Raw genomic sequence first — 20801 nt, forward strand, 5'->3', positions numbered from 1 at the left:
ACAAGAATCGACATTCACTTTCTCGGTATGTCACGCTGACGGCGTGCATCTGGAACTGGTCACGATCATCGTCGAGGACTACGACTCCGCCCTCGAGTTCTTCGTCGGCACACTCGGTTTCGACCTGGTGGAGGACTCGCCGTCGCGCACCGACGACGGGCGGCCCAAACGGTGGGTGGTGGTCCGGCCGCCGGCGGCGACCACCGGAATCCTGCTCGCGCGAGCGGACGGGGATCGGCAGCGCCGCGCGATCGGCGATCAGATCGCCGGGCGGGTCGGATTCTTCCTGCGGGTCACCGATTTCGAAGACAGCTATCGCCGGATGACCGGCGCCGGAGTACGTTTCGTCCGCGAACCCCGCACCGAGCCGTACGGCCGGGTGGCCGTGTTCCTCGACATCTCCGGAAACCGGTGGGATCTGCTCGGACCCGTGTGAGCGTCAGCGGAGGTTGTCGTAGAGGTAGAGGCGCCGGCCGGAGAGTACGGACTGTATCCATGCGGTGAAATCGTCCGGGGTCATGGAATCCCAGGGCGGCGTGCTGATCACCTGCGCCTCACCGATGCGGCGGCCGAGGTCCACGAGCGCGGTGCCCGCCGGACGGCGCACCGCGTCGTATTCGGCCAGAACCGTTGCCCAGTCACCGTGTTCGCGGCGCAGCCGGCCCAGCGCCAGGGCATCCTGCACGGCCTTGACGGCCCCGCTGCCGGTGTGCGGCCGCGTCATGGTCGCCGCGTCGCCCAGCAACGCGAGGCGGGGTGCGGTGTAGCGGGAGGTCCGGATGTCGAGTACCGGATGGATGACCGTGGTGTCGCGCCGGGTCCGGTCGACCATCTCCGCCCAGTACGGCGGAAAGTGCTGCGACAGTGTCGTATCCAGGCCGGGGAAGTCCGCCGGAGCGAGATGGTCGGCCTCGGGTGGCAACGGCTCGGCCGGTTGGTGATAGACGGCCCAGTAGACCCGCGGCCCGCCGTCGCCCGGGATGATCATCACCATGGCGTGCCCGCCCGGGAAGGCGATCGTCACGCTCTGCTCGTACAGCACCTCGGGAATCGGCTGGGGGAGTTCGGTGATCGGATATCCACCGCGCCACAACACGTACCCGGAGGAGGTGGGTTCCGCGGCCGGATCCACCGCGGCCCGGACCAGCGACCGGTAACCGTCGGCGCCGATCACGAGATCGAAACGCTCGGCCTCGCCTCCGTCGAGGTACACGGTGACCCCGTCGTCGGCGGACTCGATCCGGTTCACCGGGACACCGTCGCGATAGTCGGTGCCGGGAACCCGATCCCGCAGATTCGCCCAGAGCATGCCCCAGTTGTGCACGATCCCGGAAAATGGTTGCTGCCACACCAATCGGCCGAGCGGAGCGTCACCGTCGCGGACGAACCACGACCGCTCCGACAGTGGCCGCGCGGGCAGGTCGGCGTCGATCAGATCCGCGTCCACCAGTTCGGCGCGGGTCTCGCCGGACAGGCTCACCCCGTGGCCGCGATCGCGCAACACCCCTGAGCTGCGCTCGAATACCGTGACGTCACAACCCGCCTGCCGCAGCACGATCGCCGCCGCGCAACCGGCGATGCTCCCACCGATGATCCCGACTCGATTCCCGTCCACCCGATCGCCTCCAGTGTGCCCCGACCGCAACCCCTTTCACGGTAACCCCGGGGAAAGTGAACGACCACCTCGGCAACCGAAACCGCCCGGTCAGTGGCGACTCGTGGCCGGAGTAGGTGTGCTGAGGACTGCTGTGGATCAGTGAGGCCGACAGGTACGGGTGGTCCGGGTACCGGCCGTCGCAGGGTCACCGAGTACGGTGCCGGCATGGTGCGAGCGCTGATAGCTCGCCAGGCGTTCCCGCATCCGGGTCACCAACTCGTCGAACGTCACGTCGAGGCCCCCTGCGTGGTGCATGCTGTTGTTCCCGTGCACACTCGTCGGTGGAATCATCGCGGGAGTGTGACGTGCGTTACGGAATGGCGCCGCGATGGCGGGAATGCCGTGGGAGACAGGGGGAATCGGGTGGAGGACGCCGAGCGCGCCGTGCTGACGGTGCTGTGTGAGGGGCTCGAGGCGCTCCGGGCGGAGTGTGCGCTGTGGCCCGAACCCCGGCGGCAGCTGCTGGCCAGGATCGAGGGCGAGGCCCGGGCCCGCCGGCCGGTGCTGGCGTTGGTCGCCGAACTGCTGGACGCGAGCCCGGACGAGACCCGGCGGATGATCGCGAGTGGACCGCCGGGACTCGGGCCGGGGCATGCCGACGAGGAGTCCTTCGGTTGCCCGGACGGCGCTTGTGATCTGGTGACGACACCGTTGCCGGCCGGACCGGTGCCGAACTGTGTGCTCACCGGCGCTCACATGCGACGGCGGTAGTCGGCGTTGAGCACCTTCTTCCAGGAACTGGCCAAGAAGCTCGCCGAACGCTGGGTCACCCTGCTGGTGATCCCGGGCGTTCTGTACGTGGCGATCACCGCGGTGGGGGTCCGGCTGGGGCACTCGCATGCCCTGGACTACGCCCGTCTGCGGGTGGTCCTCACCGATGCCACGGGGTGGATGGGGCGGCAGCCCAGTGGAAGTCAGGCCGTGGCGGCGGTGGTGGTGCTGCTGGCCGCGGCCGGAGCGGGACTGCTGGTGCAAGCCTCGGCCGTCGTGACACGGACGGTGTGGCTGGGTCTGTGGCCCCGGCCGCTGGGGCCGCTGCGGCGTCGGCGGGCCGACAGCCGGCGCCGCCGCTGGCTCGCCCTGGTGGGGCAGCGGCGAACCCTGGAACACGCCCACCCGTCGGCGAATCGCACTCCGGAGCAGCAACACCTGATCGATGCCGCCGCAGCGCGAGTGAATCGGTTCGCGCTCGCCGAGCCGGGACGGCCCACCTGGATGGGGGACCGCGTCCACGCTCTGGAGGCCGTCGCGCTGAACCGTTACGGACTCGATCTGGAATTCGCCTGGCCCCGGCTGTGGTTGGTGCTGCCGGACACCACGCGTACCGAGATCACCGCGGCGAACGCAGCTTTCGCCACCGCGACCGCCACCGGCACCTGGGCTTGGCCCTGCCTGCTGCTCGGGGCCGTGTGGTGGCCTGCGCTGTTCGTCGGCGTGGGGATCGGTATCACCGGGTGGATTCGAGCCCGCGCCGCGGTCGCCGACCTGACCAGCATGTCCGAGGCCGCTGTGGACCTGCACGGCCGCAGTCTCGCCACGGCTCTCGGCGTCGCCGAGACCGGCCGGGCCGGCCCGCTCACCCTCGACGAGGGCCGGCAACTCACCGCCCTCCTCCGCAAAGGACGGTGAACCGGCCCCGGGATTCGGGCCTCGAATCAGGTTTCCGGCAATGTTTTCCGGATGTTGTCGCCGGAGACGCTGCCGCTGTGCAAGATTGGTGGCGGACGCGGGCGGGGAGGTCGGCGTTCGCTGGCCGGCACGGGGGTTCGGGAATGTCGTTCGAGCAGTTGTTGAATCAGGTCGCGCAGCGCGTGCTCGATTTCGAGCGCTACGGACGTGCCGAACTCGTGCTGCACGACTCGGCGCTGGCCGAGGCCGCGGCCCTGGCGGAGTCGGCGCGCCCGCTCGTCCCCGATCGGCCCACACCCGAGGACATGCGACGAGTGCTGCGGGCGCGTCGAGTATTGGGGTGGCTGTACGCCTGTCGCTTCAGCGTGACATCCGGTGATGCCGGGCTGTCGGAGCTGGCCCGAGCGGTCATCTACCTGGAAGCGTCGGCGGACGATCCCGGGATGATCCCCGAATCGTTGCGTGCGGTTCTGGGCGCCTCCGCGCAGCCCGGCGATCAGGTCACCGTCGCGGCGAGGATGTTGCAGCGCGCCGGGGCCGGGTCCGATCACGTGGCGCTGCTCCAGGCCGGTGTCATCCTGTTCGGCGCCGCTTCGGCCGCGCTGCCCGGCGATCATCCGCACCGCGCCGCGTACCTGTCCAACCTCGGCATCGCTCACATGCGACTGTTCGAGCGGACCGGGGCGCCCGCCGATGCGGACCGGGCGATCGAGATCCTGGAGCAGTCGGTCGCCATCACACCCGCGAATCACCCGAACAGGATGGGCTATCTGCTGAATCTCGGTGCCACCTACCTGCGTCGGTTCGATGCGGGCGGGGCGATGGCCGATGCGGACCGGGCGATCGAACTGGGCCGGCAGGTGGTGGCCGCGATCCCTCTCCGTAATCCCGACCGAGCGCCGGCCCTGTCGAACCTGGCCGGCGCCTACCGTGCGCGGTTTCGACGCAGCGGGGAGACAACGGATCTGAACGGGATGATCGCGACCGACGAGCAGATGGTGGGGGCCACGCCCTTCCGCGATCCCGGCCGGCCGCGGCTGCTGTCGATTCTCGGTGCCGAGTACCGCGAGCGCTTCCACCGCGACGCTGCGGCGATCGATCTGGACCGGTCCATCGAAGCATTGAAGGAGGCGGTAGCGACTGCATCCCCCGGCGACCCCGATCGAGCCTCGTATCTGTCGGACCTCGGCGGTGGATACGGTGCGCGCTTCGACCGGGACCGGCTGGCGGTCGATCTGGATCGGGCCGTCGACGTGCTGACGCAGGCGGTGGCGGCGACGCCGCCCGGCCACTCCGGTTACCCGGCCTATCTGTCGAACCTCGGGAACGCCCATCGGAGACGGTTCGAACAAACGGGAGCGCCGGTCGATCTGGATCAGGCGATCGAGATCGGCGGCCGCGCGGTGACGGCCATGCCGTCCGGCCACTCCGAGCGGATGCGGTTCCTGTCGAATCTGGCCGACGCGCACCTGAAACGGTACGAGCGATCGGGCTCGGTCGCGGACCTCGGCGAGGCGATCAGCCTGTCGAAGAGATCGGCAGCCGCGTTTCCCCCGGACCACCCCGACCGAGCCGGGTACCTGTCGAATCTCGGCAACTACTATCGGATGCGATTCGAGCGGACGGGGGTGGCGGCGGATCTGGACAGCGCGATCGAGGCCGGTGAACAAGCTTCGACCGCGGCGCTCGCCGACGGCTCCGGCCCGCCGGGGCTGCTGTCGAACCTCGGGGCCGCCTACCTGCGGCGGTTCGAGCGATTTCGGGTGGTGGCCGATCTGGAGCGGGCGATCGAAGTAGACCGGCAGGCCCTGGTCGCCGCACTCGCCGGCCACCCGAGCCGCGCCACCTACCTGTCGAATCTCGGTGCGGCATATCAGTCGTGGTACGAGCGGTCCCGGGTGGCAGCCGATCTGGACGAGGCCATCGGCACGTTGGAGCAGGCGGTGGCCGCCGCCTCCCCGGAACATCCCCATCGGCCGGAGTACCTGTCCAACCTCGGCAATGCCTACCGCGAGCGCTTCGCGCGGGGTGGGTCGGCGGCGGATTCGGATGCGGCCGTGGACATGCTGGAGCAGGCAGTTGCCGCGGCGCGGCCCAACCATCTCAACCATGCCATGTTCCTGTCGAACCTCGCGATCGCGTATTACGAGCGCCTCGAGGCCACGGGACAGCGTGTCGATCGGCACACCCTCCGCACCCTGGCGGACGGCCTGGCGTCGGCGGTGTCGTCTCCGGTGGTGTTCCGTGCGCGAGCGGGGCGGATCCTGGGCATGCTGGCGAACGCACTGAACGAGCCCTCACTCGCGGTGGAGTTGCTGGATGCGGCGGTGGCGCTGTGGCCGTCGGTTGTCCCACGCGAATCCGATTGGGAAGACCAGGAATTGCGGCTCGGCGAAGACCGCGGCCTGGTGGAGGAGACGTTCGCCGCGCATTGCGCGGTCGACGACCCCGTGGGTGCGGTGGAGAACGCGGAGTGGGGCCGCAGTGTGCTGTTCACAGCCCAACTCGACGCCCGGACCGACCTCGTCGAACTCGAACGCGTACTTCCCGACCTGGCCGGACGGCTGCGAACAGTGCGCGAGTCGCTGCTCGTTCCGCTCGCCGGCAACCGTGTCGCGGCCGAGTCACCCAGCGCGGCAACAGAACTCGTTGACGACCGCCGACGCTGGTGGAGCGAGCACGACCGTTTGCTCACCGAGATCCGCAGACATCCCCGCTTCGAACGGTTCCTCCGCCCACCCCGCCTGACCGATCTGCGGCCCGCCCTCACCGGCGGCGCCGTCGTGGTGGTCAATGCGGCACGGCACCGCAGTGACGCGATCGTCCTCGGCGGAGCCGCCGATCCCGTCGCTGTCCGGCTACCGGATCTGACGCACACCGACGTGGTCTCGCAAGCCATTACGCTACTGCGCGCCGGCTCCGACAACAGCCTGGCCGGTGTCCTGCGGTGGCAGCGTGAACTACCCGAACTCCTCGCGTGGCTGTGGGACACGATCGTGCACCCGATCCTGGACGCCGTGCCGGCCCTGCACGGCACCGGCGGGTCGCTGCCACGGGTGTGGTGGATGCCGACCGGCACCCTCGGCCTGTTTCCACTGCACGCCGCCGGTCACCCCGGCCGGCCCGGTGCCCTCGACGCGATGATCAGCTCCTACACCCCGACCCTGCGCGCCCTGGCGCACGCGCGCACCCGTCCCGCGGCTACCGAGCGCCGCCAACTCACCGTGGCTCTCCACCACACCCCCGGTCAGCCGGACCTGCCCGGCACCGTCGCCGAAGCAACCCACCTGCACGCCGAGCACCCGGAAACCCGGCTGCTCGCCGACGACATCGCGACCATCGACGGCGTCCTGGCCGCCCTTCCGGAGGCCACCTGGGCCCACTTCGCCTGCCACGCCGGCGTGGATCTGGCCGCCCCCTCCCGAAGCGGACTGCGCCTGCACGACGGGACTCTGTCGTTACCGCAGATCAGCCGACTCCCACTGGCGCACGCCGAACTGGCCTACCTCTCGGCCTGCTCCACCGCCCACGGCAGCGTCCTGCATTCCGACGAATCTCTGCATCCTGCCTCCGCATTCCAATTGGCCGGATTCCGGCATGTCGTCGGCAGCCTCTGGCCGCTGTCCGACCTCGCGGCCGCGGCCGCGGCCACCGCGTTCTACCAGCACCTACCGGCATCGCCGACCGCGGACCGGGCCGCACCGGCCCTGCATCGCGTCGTCCGAACCCTGCGCTCCCAGCACCCGGCACGCCCCGACCTGTGGGCCGGACTCATCCACAGCGGCCCGTGACCGCTCAGCCCAGCCGCCGACCGAACGCGAGACGATGTCCGCCCGGAATCTCGACCACGAAATCCCGTAGCCCAGCGATGATCGGTCTACGCGACAGCGATCGTGGCGCCGAGCGCCGAACAATGTTCATGCAACGCCCCGACGTCGCCGAACCCGATGTACACAGCGGTTGTCTCGTCGACGGCCGGATTCTGGGTACGCACCACGGCCAGTTCCACCGAATCCGATGCAGCAGCGCCAAACCCATCTCGGGCTCCTCCATGTCGACCTCGAATCCCAGGATAGATCGCAGGAACTCCACGGTCGGCGACAGTTCCCGGACTTCCAGGTCCGGGCGGCAGCTGGAGAATCGGGTCATGATGCGATCCTGTCGGCGGTGTGGACCGGATCACTGCTCGTCCTGCTACCGATGCGTGTCTCGTCGCTGCCGGGATCGATCGGCCGACAGGGTCTTCGACGGCTCGCGCGAGGCGCGCAATGCATGGAGCGCCGCAAGCATCCGTTCGCATGCGCGTAGCAGTTCGGTGAGCGCCGCGGGTACCCCAGCGGCAGCCCGAATGACGAGAACGACGACGCTGATCCAGGTCAGGAGGGAATCTGTAGTCATAGGTCCACCGTCGAGCAGAACGTATTCGGAATCATTCGGATTCGGCAAGGCGGACAGGCATGCTGGTTGGGGGGTCGTTTTTGTCGAGAATCCGAATGGCAGCACGAAGCAGGCGGGCAGTGATGGTCGATCCGAGCAGCATCGATACTCGCGCCGAACTGCATGCGGCGCTGAAGGATCTGTTCGACGGCGACGACCGTAGCTACCTCGCCCTGGCAACCGACGCTCAACTGGCGCCTGCGACCGTGCACGACATGGTCAACGGCAAGAGTTTTCCCCGCTGGTCATCGCTGCGGTTGGTCCTCGGGGCCTGCGGCATCACCGGGGCCTCGCTCAGCTCATGGCGTCAGGCATGCGAACGCGCACGCCGCGACGATTCCGATGCACGGCTGGGCACGATGCTGGCCGAGATTACCGATCCTTTCGAACTGGAGGTGCATCGGCCGGTCACCATCGAGTCCGCGGGCGAACTTCCACCGCTGCCGAGGTATGTCCGGCGCAGGCACGACGTGCAGTTGTCGATTGCGGTGCAGCGCGCAGTGTCCGGTACGAGTGCCCTGGTGATGCTGGTGGGCGGCTCGTCTGTGGGCAAGACCCGCGCCTTGTGGGAGGCATTGGATCCGCTACGTTCGGCAGGAGGCTGGCGGGTGTGGCACCCGCTCACCCCCACACGACGACAGGCAGTGGCGGCACTGGAGCGCGTTTCTCCGCGAACGGTGGTGTGGTTGAACGATGCTCGAGAATATCTGGCAGACAGCGATGAAACGGTCGCTGCCGAGCTACGGAAGTTGCTGCTCGACCCTTCTCGGGCGCCGGTGCTGGTGCTGGGCACGGTATGGCCCGGCCACTACAACGAGTTGTGTGAGCGATCGCGATCTCGGACACGACTGCTGTTGGAAGGCAACGTCATCGAGGTGCCGGAGAGATTCACCGACAGGGATTTGACTGCGCTCGGTCGCCTCGCCCCGATGGATCCGAGGCTGGCTGCGGCGAACGAGTATGCCCACGACGGTCAGATCACCCAATACCTGGCCGGAGGGCCGGAACTGCTCGACCGCTATCACTTTGCGGCCACCGCGGCTTCTCGGGCGGTCATCGAGGCGGCGATGGATGCGCGCCGCGCAGGTCATCGCAACGCGTTACCCCGCGCACTTCTGGAGGCAGCCGCACCCGCATATATGACCGACGGTGATTGGGATCAGTGTGAGGACGACTGGTTCGATCGGGCGCTCGAGGATGCTGGTCGCCCCTGCAAGGGCGCGCGCGGGCCGATCACCCGGATCAGGCCCCGCTCGACACATCTGCGCGCAGGTCGGCGAAACGTACGTTCGGCTTCGGTGGGCGAAGACGCAACCGTGGGCGGACCGGTCTACCAACTGGCCCCATATCTCGACCAATACGGCGGCAAACAGCGGCTGGGGCGAGTCCCGCCGGTCGGCTTCTGGGAAGCCGTCGCGCAATACGCCCACCCGGACGATCTGGCGGTGCTCGGTAACAGCGCCAGAGGGTGCGGTTTGTTCAGAGATGCCGCCCAGCTGTTCAAACACGCTGTTCTCCAGGGACACTCGACCGCAGCGGTCGACATGGTCGAGGGCGTGCGTGCCGTGGACCCCCACGACAGCCTGTGCAGCAGCTGGGCCGTCGAACATTGCCGACTCGACGACGTGGTCGCCACGGTGGCACTGGTGCAGATCTTCGAACGCGCCGGTTCGTTCAGAATGGCAAAGGCTCTGCTGGCGCACCGATCCGAAGCGTATGTTTCCCTGAGCGAGCCACGTTTCGTCGCCACGTTCATGTCCTGTCTGGAGAACTATGACATGGGCGAGGCGCTTGCCGCGCTGCGGGCCCGCGATCCGGCTGCACACGTCGGTTTGGACGACCTGTTCGGGATTTCCAGCTTTCTCAGACTGCTACGCCGAATGGGATGGAACGATCAGACAGATATTCTGCTGGCCAGAGTTCGGGATATGAATCCGGATCCGGCCACCGGGATGTTCCTGTTTCTCGCGATGGAGCTGCGAGATATGGGCGCCGATGATCACCTCGAGTTGTTGGCCCGCCGAGTGGTCGGGAACGATCCCCTGGACTCGGCCCATAACGTCCAGTTCTTGCTGGAGCGGCTGTCGGAACTGGGTGCGCCGAGCGCATCAGCCGAATTGCTTGCCCGCCGGCCTGCGGAACTGGTTGCCCTCGACACAGATGCCAGGTACGTGGCGGAACTGCTGGAAGCTCTGGTCGGTGTGGGCGCCGACGCCGAGGTCGCTGCGCTGCTTGCCCGCAATCCGGCCGTTCACTGCAACCTCGGACTCGCTCCCTACGGTCCGGTCCGGCTGCTACGGATCCTGGAGGATCTCGGGGCCGATGCGCAAGCCTCGGCACTGCTCACCCGGGTCGGCGCGCGTGCCTCGACTCTCACAGATCCCGAGGGGGTGGCGTTCGTGCTGCACGTGCTGCTCTCGGCGCATCGGGACGCCGAAACCGCCGCACTGCTCGCCCGCAGCCCCGCTGAACACGTCGCGCTGGACAGCGCCTGCGGGGTGGCCGATCTACTGCAAGCATTGTGGAAAGCTGGGGCGGCCGACCAGATCGATATATTGCTGGCCCGCAATCCCGCCGCTCAGGTCGGTTTCGGCAGATCCTGCGGGCTCGGCGAAGTATTGGACGCATTCAAGCAGGTGGGTGCCACGGAACAAATCTTCACGCTGCTCGACCGCGACCCGCTCGAATTCCTGGTATTCGACAGCTTTTTGAACATCGGAAAGCTCCAGACCGCGCTGCGCGACGCGAAAGCCCATGGCCACCTTGCCGTCCTCGATCAACGACTCCCCGCGATCGGACGATTCGACAAGACAAGCGCCGACTACAAGACTCGTTTCCGATTCGGCCGAGAACCCGACGGCAGCCCAGCCGCACCTTGGGGCTGGGACGACCTGAGGTAGCACCCGTACGCTTGCCGGAACTGTTCGCCGACGCGCCGGACCTGCCCGGCGACGAGGTGGCCGTCACCGTCGGCGGCACCGGGCCCCGCGTCAATGGCGCTGTGCGCGAAGACCGTCGACGAGGATCGACAGCAATCGTGGTCCGCGCGTGTCCAGTTCGGCGTCGTCCAGTCGGGACAGCCAGCTGATGAGCACGATGATGTCGCCGGCTTCGGCGTCGGCGCGAATGCTGCCGTCGGCGCGTCCGGCGGTCAGCAGCAGTTCTATCGCCTCGCCGATCGGGCCGAGGCTGTGGGCGGCGAGGTCACGCCAGGTCGCTGCCTCGACGGCGGCGAACACATCGCGTTTGACCCGCGCGTAGGCGGCGACCCGATCGAACCACGCCGCGAGCGCGTCCAGCGGCTGGTGTGTCGTCAGCAGGGTCGGAGCCGCGGCGACGAGCGCCTCCACCTCATGGCGGTACACCTCGGCGAGCAGGTCCTCGCGGGTGGGGAAGTGCCGGTACAGCGTGCCCTGCCCGATGCCGCAGGCCTTCGCGACGGCGTGGAGTTTCAACTCGCCCGGCTCGTGCACGAGCTCGCGGGCCGTTTGCAGGATCAACTCGCGATTGCGTTGTGCGTCCGCACGACGTGATGCGCGACTCTCGACAGAAGCGGACATGTGTCCGCTAAGGTGGCCGGGGTAAACGGACATGTGTCCACTCTAGACGGAGGTTGCTCATGACCATTGCGGGCAAGGTTGTCGCCATCACCGGCGCCAGCAGCGGAATCGGTGAAGCGACAGCCCGTCACCTCGCCGCGCTCGGCGCGACCGTCGTGCTCGGCGCTCGCCGCACCGACCGGCTGGACCGGCTCGTCATCGAGATCGAGGCCGCCGGCGGGCGCGCGGCGGCCGCACGCGTGGACGTCACCGATCCCGCAGACCTCCGATCGCTCGCCGCTGTCGCCGTCGACCGTTTCGGCCGCTTGGACGTCTGGGTGGGCAATGCCGGGATCAGCAGGATCGGTCCCGTTGCCGATCTGGATGTCGCGGGCTGGTCCGCGATGGTCGACGTGAACATCAAGGGGATCCTGAACGGGATCGCCGCGGCGCTGCCGGTGTTCCGCCGTCAGGGCAGCGGTCACCTCGTCACCGTCGTCTCGACCTCCGGCCTGAAGATCGTCCCCACCCAAGCCGTGTACGCGGGAACGAAGAACGCGGTACGCACCCTGATGGAGGGCCTGCGGCAGGAGAGCACCGACGGGGTGCTGCGGACGACCTCGATATCGCCCGGCTATGTCCGCACCGAACTGGTCGGCCACGCCATCGACGACCCGTCCGTGCGCGCACAACTCCAGCAGAACATGGCGGATCTCGGAATCGAGCCCACGGCAGTGGCTCGGGCTATCGCCTTCGCGATCGACCAGCCCGACGACGTCGAAATCGGAGACCTGACCATCCGGCCGACCCGCCAGGGCTGAGCGGTCCTGGTGTGAGATCGGGCATGTGCGGCAGCCGGTTCGAATCCGCTCGGCGCAGTGAATGTCCCGGGCAGTATGGCCACCGCGGTGAGGCGATCCACCCGGAACTGGCGCGGTTCGCCGCTGTTGCTGTCCTGCCCTGTCACGTACCACCGGCCGGCGTGGTCGACGAGCCCCGCACGGGTGCACGGTCCGCGAGCTGAGCTGCCCGGTTCCGGTGGGTTTAGTCGATCGCAACCGGCCGGTGGAGGTTCGTGCCACGATGGCGCGTGCCATCGCCGGAGGCGCACTGCCGGAAGGCATTCCGGAGCAGGCCGCCGCGATCCTCACCCGGCACGCGCCGGTCACCGCGGCGATGGCGACGTTCATGCGCGCGTTCCAGCAGGAGAGCCGGAGCACCCCGTACCCGGACGAGGAGATCAGCCGCCTGCTGGGCGGACAGGACTGCGCGCTCACTCAGGCGGTGTGACGGATCGGACGGGGGAGGGTCCGTCGCTCGCTCAGCGGACTGTGCGCAAGGCCTGCTTGTTACACGGCGACGAGGTCGTCGCTATCGTGAACGGCAAGGTCACCATGTAGTCGTCACCGGACCGGCATGGCCTGGTCGGCTCGCGGATGGGAAAGAGCGGCGTCGGATCGTGGCAGAGGACCTGATCGTGACCGGAGTGCTGGTGATACCCGCCTCCGAGTTGCGCGAGCGGTTCTCACGGTCGTCCGGTCCGGGAGGGCAGCACGTCAACACCACCGACAGCCGAGTAGAGCTGTCCTTCGACCTGGTCAATTCGCCGTCGGTGCCGGAATCGCTGCGTACCCGGATGCTCGACCGCCTGGCCACCCGCCTGGTCGACGGGGTGCTCACGATCGCCGCGTCGGAGCAACGCGCACAGTTGCAGAACCGCGCGGCCGCCCGCGAGCGCCTGGCCTCCTTACTGCGTGACGCCGCCGCTGCCCCGCCACCTGTTCGCCGCGCCACCAAGCCCTCGCGCGGAGCGAAGGAACGTCGCATCGCCGCGAAGAAGCGGCGCGGCGTCACCAAACGCAACCGCCGCGCCGCTCCGGACGACTAGCCGACGGACAGCGCCACAAGTCGCGGCATCGGCGGCACGGTCGTCGCCGATCGGGCCGGTGCTCCCGAGATCCGTCTGCGTCGTCTCGGCGCTGGAAGGTCCGCTGATCGGCTACTCGAGACGGGTGTCCGGGGCCGGACGAGGGGACCGCCATCCGGGCCCGGCGAGGCCCGACACCGTACTATCGTGCCTGGCTACCCTGGGGTGGCCGAGCGAGCGAACGGTGGAGGCGAAGTATGACCGACGAGGAGATCGTCGTCTCGTTCGCCCTGATCAGACTGGATGACTCGAACCGCGACCTCGATCTGGAAGACATTGCCGCCCTGGTAGTGCGCCGGCTGACTCCCGATCAGGTGCTCGACCTCGCCACCCGCAACCTGACTGCACGAAATGAGCTACGTGGAGCGTTGTTCGAATCGGCGGTCGAGCACGTGCTCAGGATCGTCCTGACCGCCCGAGGGCCGGTCGACTGACGGGTCGACACGACAACTGCGGGGCCGGTGGTAACCCACTCGCGCGTGGACACCGACCGAAGAACCGCTCTGCCGGCTAGAGGCTTGTCGCCGTGCGGACGAGGTCGGCGATGGGTTTTGATCGGCTGTCCGGTGGCCACGCGATGACGGTCGTGACGGCCGGCGCGTCCGGCACCGGGACGATGGTGTGATCGCGGAGCTGGGCTCGCAGCGACTCGGGCATGATCGCGCAGGCTCGGCCGAGCCTGATCAGCTGGGTCAACTGGGTATGGTCGCGAACCTGTGGGCCGGGGCCGTCGGGATAGCTTCCGTCCCGGCGGGGCCAGCGCGGCAGCGGTAGGTCTGTCAGAGCATGGACCTCGGCCATCGACACGTGGGGCCGGTCGCCTAGGGGATGGCCGGCGGGCAGGACCACGACCTGCTGTTCGGTGTGCAGGTCCTCGGTGTCGAATCCGGCCGTGGTGTCGTAGGGCCGCTGGAGCAGAGCGACGTCGGCACTTCCGTTGCGCAGCAAGCCTTCCGGCTGACCGGGCCCGCACAGCATGACCTCGACCGCGACCGCGCGGGGGTCGGCGGCGTAGGCGTCCAGCAGCTTCGACAACAGTTCGCTGGACGCTCCGGCCTTGGTGGCCAGCACCAGGCCGGGACGGTCGGCGGCGGCGCGGCGGGTGCGGCGCTCGGCGGCTTCGACCGCTTCGAGGGCGATCCTGGCCTCCCGCAGCAGCACCGACCCGGCTTCGGTCAAAGCGATTGTGCGAGAGGTGCGGTGCAGCAGCACGGCTCCGAGTCGTCTTTCCAACTGCTGGACGGCCCGCGACAGCGGTGGTTGCGCCATCGAAAGCCGTTGTGCCGCACGACCGAAGTGCAGCTCCTCGGCGACCGCGACGAAGTACCGCAACTCCCGAGTCTCCACCGTGTCATCGTATCCCCTCACCACGACCGATACCCGTGCGGTATCGGTACTCACCCGATCGGTCTTGGCAGCTCCAGCGGGGTCCGCCGCATGATCGACGGCATGAATGATCGGACGATCGCGCTGGTGACCGGCGCGAACAAAGGGATCGGCTACGAGATCGCGGCGGGCCTGGGCGCCCTCGGCTGGCGGGTCGGAGTGGGTGCGCGGGACCGGCAGCGGCGCGAGACCGCGGTGGAGAAGCTGTGTGCGGCCGGAATCGATGCGTTCGGGGTGCCGCTCGACGTGGACGACGACGCGAGTGTGGCCGCCGCGGCCGAACTGATCGCCGACCGGGCCGGCGGGCTCGACGTCCTGGTCAACAATGCCGCGATCACCGGTGGTATACCGCAGACCCCCAGCACGGTCGATCCCGCGATCGTGCGAGTTGTCGTGGAGACCAACGTGATCGGCGTCATCCGGGTCACCGGCGCGATGCTGCCCCTGCTGCGCGGCTCGGCCTCACCGCGAATCGTCAACATGTCCAGCAGCGTCGGCTCGCTCACCCTGCGAACCACCCCCGGCGTCGACATGGGTCCGGTGCCGGCGGTGTATTCGGCCTCGAAGACCTTTCTCAACGCCGTCACCCTCCACTACGCCGAGGAACTGCGCGGCACCGGCATCCTGATCAACTCCGGCTGCCCCGGTTTCACCGCCACCGATCTCAACGGCTTCCGAGGCGTCCGCACCCCACAACAGGGGGCGGCGATCGCGATCCACCTCGCGACGCTGCCCGACGACGGACCGACCGGCGGATTCTTCGACGACGACGGAACGGTGCCCTGGTGACGTTCCGACACCGGCAGGCGGGTCCGACATCCCTGCCGTGTCGATGTTCCGGAGCGAGACAGTCTCGGGCCGTTGGCTTTCCGGGCATGCTGTCGGAAAGGGGGAGCGGTCACCGGATGCCCTTCTTCCAGATCAGGTACCGGTCGTGGCAGCAGACCGCGCAGGGCCGGTATCCGGCGGCGATCGCCGTGGTTTCGTCGGCGAAGAACACGCGGTGCCGGATGTAGCCGCCGGCGGTCGTCGCGCGCAGGGCCGAGGGGCAGTCCAGGCGACCGTAGATCTTGTTGCGACGGTGCCCACCCCATCGTCCCGGCGTCTCGGATCGGTACGGGCGTCCGTCGGCGTCGAGCAGGAGGTAGGTGCGGTCAGATGGCATCGTGGAACACCAGTCCCAGGGTGCGACGGCGGCCGGAGCGGATCGTGGACACGCCGTGGCGGATCGGGGCCGCCGACCAGCCGCGTACCGTCTTCATCGGACGGTCCCGGGTGGTGAACACGAAACCGTCACCTCGCGGGATGAGCGTCGCGGTGCCCCGCGACTGGGCGCGGGGGCGTTGCTCGACGAGCAGGAATTCCCCGCCGGTGTGGTCGATGCCGGGCCGATCCAGGCCGATCACGACCTGTAGCGGAAACACCAAGTCGCCGTACAGGTCTCGGTGCAGGGCGTTCCAGTCGCCCGGCTGGTACCGCAGCAGGATCGCCGTCGATCTGGTCTGGCCGGCGTCATGACACATCGCCAGCCATTCCCCGAGGGTGTCCGGCCACGGCGTGGGCCGGCCCAACCGCGTCCACCAGCGCCGGGCGATCGGCAGCAGGCGTGGGTACAGGGCCTGCTTCAGCTGTTCGATCGGTTCGGGGTACGGGGTGGCGAAGTACCGGTATTCGCCGGATCCGAAGCGGTAGCGGCTCATGTCGACGGTGCTGCGGAACAGTCCGGGCCGGTCGTAGCGGTCAGCGATCGCGGTCGCCTCCGCGGCGGTGAGGAGGCCGGGCAGCGGTGCGCCACCGTACTCGTCGATGTCGGAGGTGACCGCTGCCCAGTCCAGGCGGCCGACCCGCTCGGCCCACGGGTCCGTCATGCCGCGGACTCCAGGTCGAGCAGCAGGTGCTTGGCGTCGGGGCCGCCGACGTATCCGCCGAGGCTGCCGTCGGCGCGCAGTACCCGGTGGCACGGCACGATCACCGGCAACGGGTTGGTCGCACAGGCCGTGCCGACCGCTCGCACCGCCTTCGGATTGCCGACCAGCTGGGCGACCTGCCCGTAGCTGCGGGTCTGCCCGTACCCGATCTCGGGCAGATGCTTCTGCACCACCTGCCGGAATCCGTGCGACAGCGACAGATCCAGCGACACGTCGAAGGACTTCCGCCGGCGCGCGAAGTATTCGTCGAGCTCCCGCCTCACCTCGTCGAGGCGGGCCGGCGCGCGCAGGATCCGGGGGCTGATCCTGTCGGCGAGGGTCTCGAGGACCCGGTCGTGGTCTTCCCGGGCATAGGCCACCCGGACCAGGCCCTTGGGGGTGGCGGCCAGCAGCAACCGGCCCACCGGGGTGTCCATGGTCGTGTAGGCGACGTCGAGCAGATCGGCCTGTTCGGCCTGATGCTCCAGCATGCGGTGCAGTCGCGTCAGGGTGGTCTCGTCCGTGGGCGCCGACAGCGCGGCGATCAGATCATCGTCGTGGTGTGTCTCGTTCATCGTGTTTCTCCTTCCGATGTCGCGCCCGGGTAGGTTCTGCGCAGGCTCTTGACCCCGTCGGCCGCGGCGCGCCGCGCCGCATCGGGGGTGCCGCCGAGGATCTGCGCGATCTCGGCATAGGGCAGCCCGGCCACATAGTGGTAGGCGATGCTGTGGCGTTGTTTGTCCGGCAGGGCCGCCACTGCCGCCCAGACGCCGGCGTCGTCGGAACCCACCACACCGTTGCCGATCGGCGCTTCGGGCAACCGCGGCACCGGCAGCGGATCGCGTCCGGCCGCGCGCACCACATCGATCGCCTTGCGGTGCGCGATGGTCACCAGCCACGCCTGCACATTCGCCGACTCCGGCAGGTCCGCATAGGCCCGCATGGCGGCCAGGAACGTCTCCGACCAGGCGTCCTCGGCATCGTGGACGCCGAGGACGACCCGGCAGACCCGCAGCACGGTGGGCCCGTGCTCGGTCACTATCGCCTCGAACGGTGGCTTCACGGTCCTCCTTTCTCACGTTCTCGCCGGGTAGACGCTCGGCCTGCCCGGAACGTGAGATCCCGTCGCCTCGTGCCCTTCCATCGAGTAATATAAGCTGAGACTTATATAGGAGGTATGTCATGGCCCTGCTGGAGGACCCGATCGCCACGGCCGGCCTGGTGGCCCGGGAGGTGCGGACCGGTTCGCGTGACGGCGTGACCACTCGGATCGCCGTCGCGCGGCGCTGGTATCCGACCGATCGAGCCGACCTGTGGGACGCGCTCACCAGCGCCGACCGGCTGCCGCGCTGGTTCCTGCCGGTGGAGGGGGAGTTGAAGGTCGGCGGCCGGTATCAACTCGTCGGCAACGCCGGCGGAGTGATCGAGGAGTGCGACGAACCACGGCGCCTGGCTGTGACCTGGGAGATGGGGCCGGTGGTGTCCTGGCTGGCGGTCGGCCTGTCCGGAGAGGGTGACGGCACCGTGCTGGAACTCGTCCACGAAGCGCCGGTCGACCCGGAGTTCTGGACGCGGTACGGCCCGGGAGCGGTCGGCGTCGGCTGGGATCTCGCGCTGATGGGTCTGGGATTGCACATCGAATCGGGTGCACCCGTGGATCCGGAAGTGGGCGCGACCTTCCCGATCACCCCCGGGGGCCGGGAATTCACTCACGCCGCCGCGACCGCGTGGGCACAGGCCGCCACCGCCGACGGCGACGATCCCGAGGCCGCGCGGGCCGCGGGCGAGCGGACCTTCGCCTTCTACACCGGCACGCAGGAGGACGGCACGGACTCCTGATGGAGCGACCGCTGGCCCGGATCTTCGACGCGCTCGCAGATCCGGTGCGTCATCTCATCCTCGAACTGGTCCGTGCGGGCGAACAACCCGCCGGTGCGATAGTCACTGCGGTACAAGCGATCACGCCGATCTCACAGCCCGCGGTCTCCCAGCATCTCAAGGTGCTGCGCGAGGCCGGGCTGCTGTCGGTGCGAGTGGAGGGCACCCGCCGCATCTACGCACTGGATCCCACCGGGACCCGCGCGGCCCAGGAATGGCTCGCCTGGCTGCGGGATCCCTTGGCGCCGTTCGCGCAACCGCTGGACGCGCTCGCCACCGAGGTCACCCGTGGCAAACGGGAGCGCCGCGCCGCCGGAGACCGGGATGCGCGATCGGCATGAGTGCCGGATCAGTTCATCGCGGAGATGTAGGGGCGCAGACCGAGTGCGATGTCGACGCACGCCGCCAGCAGGACGTCGCGCACGATCGGGTCGGGTGCGGTGTGCAGCATGAGCCGGGTGCCGAGCAGGGGAATCGGCAACGACTCGCCCGCGCGATCCCACCAGATGTAGGTGTTCCACAGCTCGTCGGCGATGCTCCAACCGGCCGCGCGGCGGATCACGTCGAGACGACCGAGTTCCTGTTCGCTGGTGGAGCGCAACAGGATCCGGAACAGGTCCGGGGTGCGGGCGTCGGCGGGGTCGGGCACGAAACTCAGCAGTGGCGCTCCGTCCGGCCCGATCGCGGTCGAGGTGTCGCCCCGCTCGATCCGCGCCACCGGCGAGCCGTCGCCGCGGGTGATCCCGGTGGGCTGCCCGGATTTGGATTCCACCCATACGACATCGCCGTTGCCGTAGGTGAGTCGATGTCTGCCGGTACCGCCGTTCTTGAAACCGAACAGGACCGCCGCCTTCGCGGCGATGCCGTCGCCGGCACCCTGCACGCCGGTGGCCAGTGATTCACCGGGACCGCCCGCGAAGACGATTGTCAGTGCGTTGGAACTCTTGTGCGCAACCCGACCTTCGATCAGGGCGGCGCCGTCTTGCGGAACAGGCACGGGGACAATGGTAGGACCGCAGGCGGGCAACCGGTGGGCTTATGGCTCACGGCGCCATCCGTTCTGCGGCCAGGCCAGGCACAGCACCGTGTGCGGGGCATCGGTGACAGCGATCGTGCGTAGTCGGTCGCCTAGTACTCCAGCATCACTTCGTGATGTAATCGGCGTCGCCGCTGGTGGTGGGCTTGTTTGGCATGGTACTGGTGTCGTCTGCGCCAGGCCGACCAGTGCAGTGCCGCGGTGAGGTCCGGGGTCGGGGTGATCAGGTGTGCCAGGAGACGTTTGATTTCTCCGAGGGTGAGTGGAATGAGGCCGCTGCCAACACTTTTGGGGCGATCGCTGCGGTGACGGCGAGGTAGGTGTGGGCGAGCATCGCGAGGGTGATGTGCCGGTACCAGGCGTCGTAGCGGCGGACCTGGTATTGGTCGAGGCCTACTTCGGTTTTCGCGGTCTGGAAGCAGTCCTCGACCGCCCAGCGGGCACCGGCGACCCGGACGAGGTCGTCGTCGCTGGTGCCGATCGGGGCACCGCACAGGTAGTAGGCAATCTCGAGCTCGCCCTTGGCATTCGGGGTCAGCGACCGCCGGGACAGCAGCCAGCGCCGCCAGCCGGGCCCGGCCTCGCTCTCGGTCGGCACGGTGGCCACGGCCCAATCGAAGATCCGAAGGCCTTTCGCGCCGTCGCCGCAGCTACGGCGCTTCCACGCGTCCGGTGGTGCGCCAGCGACGATCTGGTCGGCGCGCCGGCTGCCTCTCAGTGACACCACGACCGGTGCGCTGCTGGGCACGGCCACCACGTATCCGATCCGGCGCCGCTCCAGCCAGCGGCGGAATTTCGAATCACCCCCGTAGGCCTCGTCGGCGGTGACCCACCGCGCCGGCACACCCGCATCCAGCGCCCGCTCCAGCATTCGTTGCGCCAGAACCTGTTTCGTCTCGAACTCCACTTCGTCCGGCACCCCGGCGGCCCGGCAGCGGTCCCGATCGGTGGTCCACGACTTGGGCAGATACAACTCCCGATCGATCAGCGTCCGGCCCTTCACGCTCGTATAGGCACAGAACACACCGAGCTGACAGTTCTCGATACGACCGGCCGTTCCCGAGTATTGCCGTTGCACGCCAGCGGATTTCACGCCCTTCTTCAGGAACCCGGTCTCGTCGACCACGAGCACACCGTCCACGTCGCCCAGGTGCTCGACGGCATAGGCACGCGCGTCGTCACGCACCCCGTCGACATCCCACGCCGCCGCGTTCAACAGCCGCTGCATCCCGATCGGCGTCAGATCACCCGCCGCCTCGGCCAGCGTCCAGCCGTTCTTCCCCGCCAGCGGCGCCAGCAACCCCCGCACATACATCCTGGCCCGCAACCGCGGCTCGGCCCGATGAAACCGGCCCGCCACCCGACCGAACAACTCCTCCAGCCCAGCCGACCACGCAGCCAGATC

At 68.6% G+C, this 20801-nt stretch carries 21 protein-coding genes and 2 pseudogenes; 12 read left to right on the forward strand and 11 right to left on the reverse strand.

From position 1 onward, the window contains the following. Window positions 1-43 precede the first annotated feature (43 nt). Window positions 44-436 carry a VOC family protein gene (locus LBW94_RS03400; protein WP_225056259.1) on the forward strand — a complete coding sequence of 131 codons (393 nt, stop codon included), beginning with the start codon at window positions 44-46 and terminating at the stop codon, window positions 434-436. A 3-nt stretch (window positions 437-439) separates the two neighbouring features. On the opposite strand, the gene LBW94_RS03405 is transcribed toward LBW94_RS03400, so the two are convergent. Together LBW94_RS03405 and LBW94_RS03410 are read right to left on the reverse strand one after the other, a co-directional pair. Next, the gene (locus tag LBW94_RS03405; protein ID WP_225056257.1) at window positions 440-1615 is read right to left on the reverse strand and encodes an FAD-dependent monooxygenase; all 1176 of its coding nucleotides are present in this window, start codon (window positions 1613-1615) and stop codon (window positions 440-442) included. Between the two features lie 138 nt (window positions 1616-1753). Further along, on the reverse strand, window positions 1754-1948 hold the full coding sequence (locus LBW94_RS03410) for a hypothetical protein (RefSeq protein WP_225056256.1): 195 nt from the start codon (window positions 1946-1948) through the stop codon (window positions 1754-1756). A 51-nt stretch (window positions 1949-1999) separates the two neighbouring features. Between LBW94_RS03410 and LBW94_RS03415 the strand changes: the two genes are divergently transcribed. The 4 genes from LBW94_RS03415 to LBW94_RS03430 all read left to right on the forward strand — a co-directional run bounded on the left by LBW94_RS03415 (window position 2000) and on the right by LBW94_RS03430 (window position 10623). Continuing rightward, window positions 2000-2368: a hypothetical protein gene (locus tag LBW94_RS03415; RefSeq protein ID WP_225056254.1), complete on the forward strand. Its 369-nt coding sequence runs from the start codon at window positions 2000-2002 to the stop codon at window positions 2366-2368. 6 nt (window positions 2369-2374) lie between these two features. Then, a complete protein-coding gene (locus tag LBW94_RS03420; RefSeq protein ID WP_225056252.1) occupies window positions 2375-3286 on the forward strand; it encodes a hypothetical protein in 912 nt (303 codons plus the stop codon). 143 nt (window positions 3287-3429) lie between these two features. Then, window positions 3430-7077: a CHAT domain-containing protein gene (locus LBW94_RS03425; protein ID WP_225056250.1), complete on the forward strand. Its 3648-nt coding sequence runs from the start codon at window positions 3430-3432 to the stop codon at window positions 7075-7077. 726 nt (window positions 7078-7803) lie between these two features. Next, window positions 7804-10623, forward strand: coding sequence for a hypothetical protein (locus LBW94_RS03430; RefSeq protein ID WP_225056248.1), 2820 nt, complete (start codon window positions 7804-7806; stop codon window positions 10621-10623). Window positions 10624-10713: 90 nt separating this feature from the next. On the opposite strand, the gene LBW94_RS03435 is transcribed toward LBW94_RS03430, so the two are convergent. Continuing rightward, on the reverse strand, window positions 10714-11223 hold the full coding sequence (locus tag LBW94_RS03435; RefSeq protein WP_225056246.1) for a TetR/AcrR family transcriptional regulator: 510 nt from the start codon (window positions 11221-11223) through the stop codon (window positions 10714-10716). A 119-nt stretch (window positions 11224-11342) separates the two neighbouring features. On the opposite strand from LBW94_RS03435, the gene LBW94_RS03440 reads away from it, so the two are divergent. Then, the gene (locus tag LBW94_RS03440) at window positions 11343-12083 is read left to right on the forward strand and encodes an SDR family oxidoreductase (RefSeq protein ID WP_225056244.1); all 741 of its coding nucleotides are present in this window, start codon (window positions 11343-11345) and stop codon (window positions 12081-12083) included. A gap of 44 nt (window positions 12084-12127) precedes the next feature. Here LBW94_RS03440 and LBW94_RS44175 read toward each other — a convergent pair. Further along, window positions 12128-12373: pseudogene (locus tag LBW94_RS44175) on the reverse strand (WYL domain-containing protein); the annotation flags it as partial. Here LBW94_RS44175 and LBW94_RS03450 point away from each other — a divergent pair. From LBW94_RS03450 to LBW94_RS03460, 3 genes are all read left to right on the forward strand, one after another. Beyond that, window positions 12346-12552, forward strand: coding sequence for a hypothetical protein (locus tag LBW94_RS03450; RefSeq protein WP_225056243.1), 207 nt, complete (start codon window positions 12346-12348; stop codon window positions 12550-12552). The pseudogene LBW94_RS44175 and the gene LBW94_RS03450 overlap by 28 nt on opposite strands. Before the next feature lie 169 nt (window positions 12553-12721). Further along, the gene (gene arfB, locus LBW94_RS03455) at window positions 12722-13150 is read left to right on the forward strand and encodes an alternative ribosome rescue aminoacyl-tRNA hydrolase ArfB (RefSeq protein ID WP_225056241.1); all 429 of its coding nucleotides are present in this window, start codon (window positions 12722-12724) and stop codon (window positions 13148-13150) included. A 236-nt stretch (window positions 13151-13386) separates the two neighbouring features. Further along, a complete protein-coding gene (locus LBW94_RS03460) occupies window positions 13387-13623 on the forward strand; it encodes a hypothetical protein (RefSeq protein WP_225056240.1) in 237 nt (78 codons plus the stop codon). A 76-nt stretch (window positions 13624-13699) separates the two neighbouring features. Here LBW94_RS03460 and LBW94_RS03465 read toward each other — a convergent pair whose 3' ends face one another. Then, window positions 13700-14536 carry a LysR family transcriptional regulator gene (locus tag LBW94_RS03465; RefSeq protein ID WP_225056238.1) on the reverse strand — a complete coding sequence of 279 codons (837 nt, stop codon included), beginning with the start codon at window positions 14534-14536 and terminating at the stop codon, window positions 13700-13702. Window positions 14537-14638: 102 nt separating this feature from the next. On the opposite strand from LBW94_RS03465, the gene LBW94_RS03470 reads away from it, so the two are divergent. Next, window positions 14639-15364, forward strand: coding sequence for an SDR family NAD(P)-dependent oxidoreductase (locus LBW94_RS03470; RefSeq protein ID WP_225056236.1), 726 nt, complete (start codon window positions 14639-14641; stop codon window positions 15362-15364). A gap of 109 nt (window positions 15365-15473) precedes the next feature. On the opposite strand, the gene LBW94_RS03475 is transcribed toward LBW94_RS03470, so the two are convergent. Genes LBW94_RS03475 through LBW94_RS03490 form a run of 4 tightly spaced genes read right to left on the reverse strand, consistent with a single transcriptional unit; the run spans window position 15474 to window position 17545 of the window. Further along, complete coding sequence (locus LBW94_RS03475) at window positions 15474-15740, reverse strand: Ada metal-binding domain-containing protein (RefSeq protein WP_225056235.1); 267 nt, start codon at window positions 15738-15740, stop codon at window positions 15474-15476. Continuing rightward, window positions 15730-16443 (reverse strand): 2OG-Fe(II) oxygenase, encoded by a 714-nt coding sequence (locus tag LBW94_RS03480; RefSeq protein ID WP_225056233.1) that lies wholly within the window; start codon window positions 16441-16443, stop codon window positions 15730-15732. The genes LBW94_RS03475 and LBW94_RS03480 overlap by 11 nt, the downstream gene beginning before the upstream one ends. Continuing rightward, the gene (locus tag LBW94_RS03485; RefSeq protein WP_225056232.1) at window positions 16440-17057 is read right to left on the reverse strand and encodes a methylated-DNA--[protein]-cysteine S-methyltransferase; all 618 of its coding nucleotides are present in this window, start codon (window positions 17055-17057) and stop codon (window positions 16440-16442) included. The genes LBW94_RS03480 and LBW94_RS03485 overlap by 4 nt, the downstream gene beginning before the upstream one ends. Further along, a complete protein-coding gene (locus LBW94_RS03490; RefSeq protein WP_225056230.1) occupies window positions 17054-17545 on the reverse strand; it encodes an RNA polymerase sigma factor in 492 nt (163 codons plus the stop codon). Before LBW94_RS03490 ends, LBW94_RS03485 begins: the two co-directional genes overlap by 4 nt. 119 nt (window positions 17546-17664) lie before the next feature. Here LBW94_RS03490 and LBW94_RS03495 point away from each other — a divergent pair, with 119 nt between their 5' ends. After that, window positions 17665-18321, forward strand: a complete 657-nt coding sequence (locus tag LBW94_RS03495; RefSeq protein WP_225056229.1) for an SRPBCC family protein — start codon at window positions 17665-17667, stop codon at window positions 18319-18321. Beyond that, complete coding sequence (locus LBW94_RS03500; RefSeq protein ID WP_225056227.1) at window positions 18321-18701, forward strand: ArsR/SmtB family transcription factor; 381 nt, start codon at window positions 18321-18323, stop codon at window positions 18699-18701. Before LBW94_RS03495 ends, LBW94_RS03500 begins: the two co-directional genes overlap by 1 nt. A gap of 8 nt (window positions 18702-18709) precedes the next feature. Here LBW94_RS03500 and LBW94_RS03505 read toward each other — a convergent pair whose 3' ends face one another. Both LBW94_RS03505 and LBW94_RS03510 read right to left on the reverse strand, forming a co-directional pair. Further along, window positions 18710-19357: a hypothetical protein gene (locus LBW94_RS03505; protein WP_225056226.1), complete on the reverse strand. Its 648-nt coding sequence runs from the start codon at window positions 19355-19357 to the stop codon at window positions 18710-18712. A 131-nt stretch (window positions 19358-19488) separates the two neighbouring features. Then, window positions 19489-20798 (reverse strand): annotated as a pseudogene (locus LBW94_RS03510) (IS701 family transposase). Between the last annotated feature and the right edge of the window lie 3 nt (window positions 20799-20801).

It is taken from the genome of Nocardia sp. alder85J (assembly GCF_020176955.2).
Taxonomy (GTDB): domain Bacteria; phylum Actinomycetota; class Actinomycetes; order Mycobacteriales; family Mycobacteriaceae; genus Nocardia.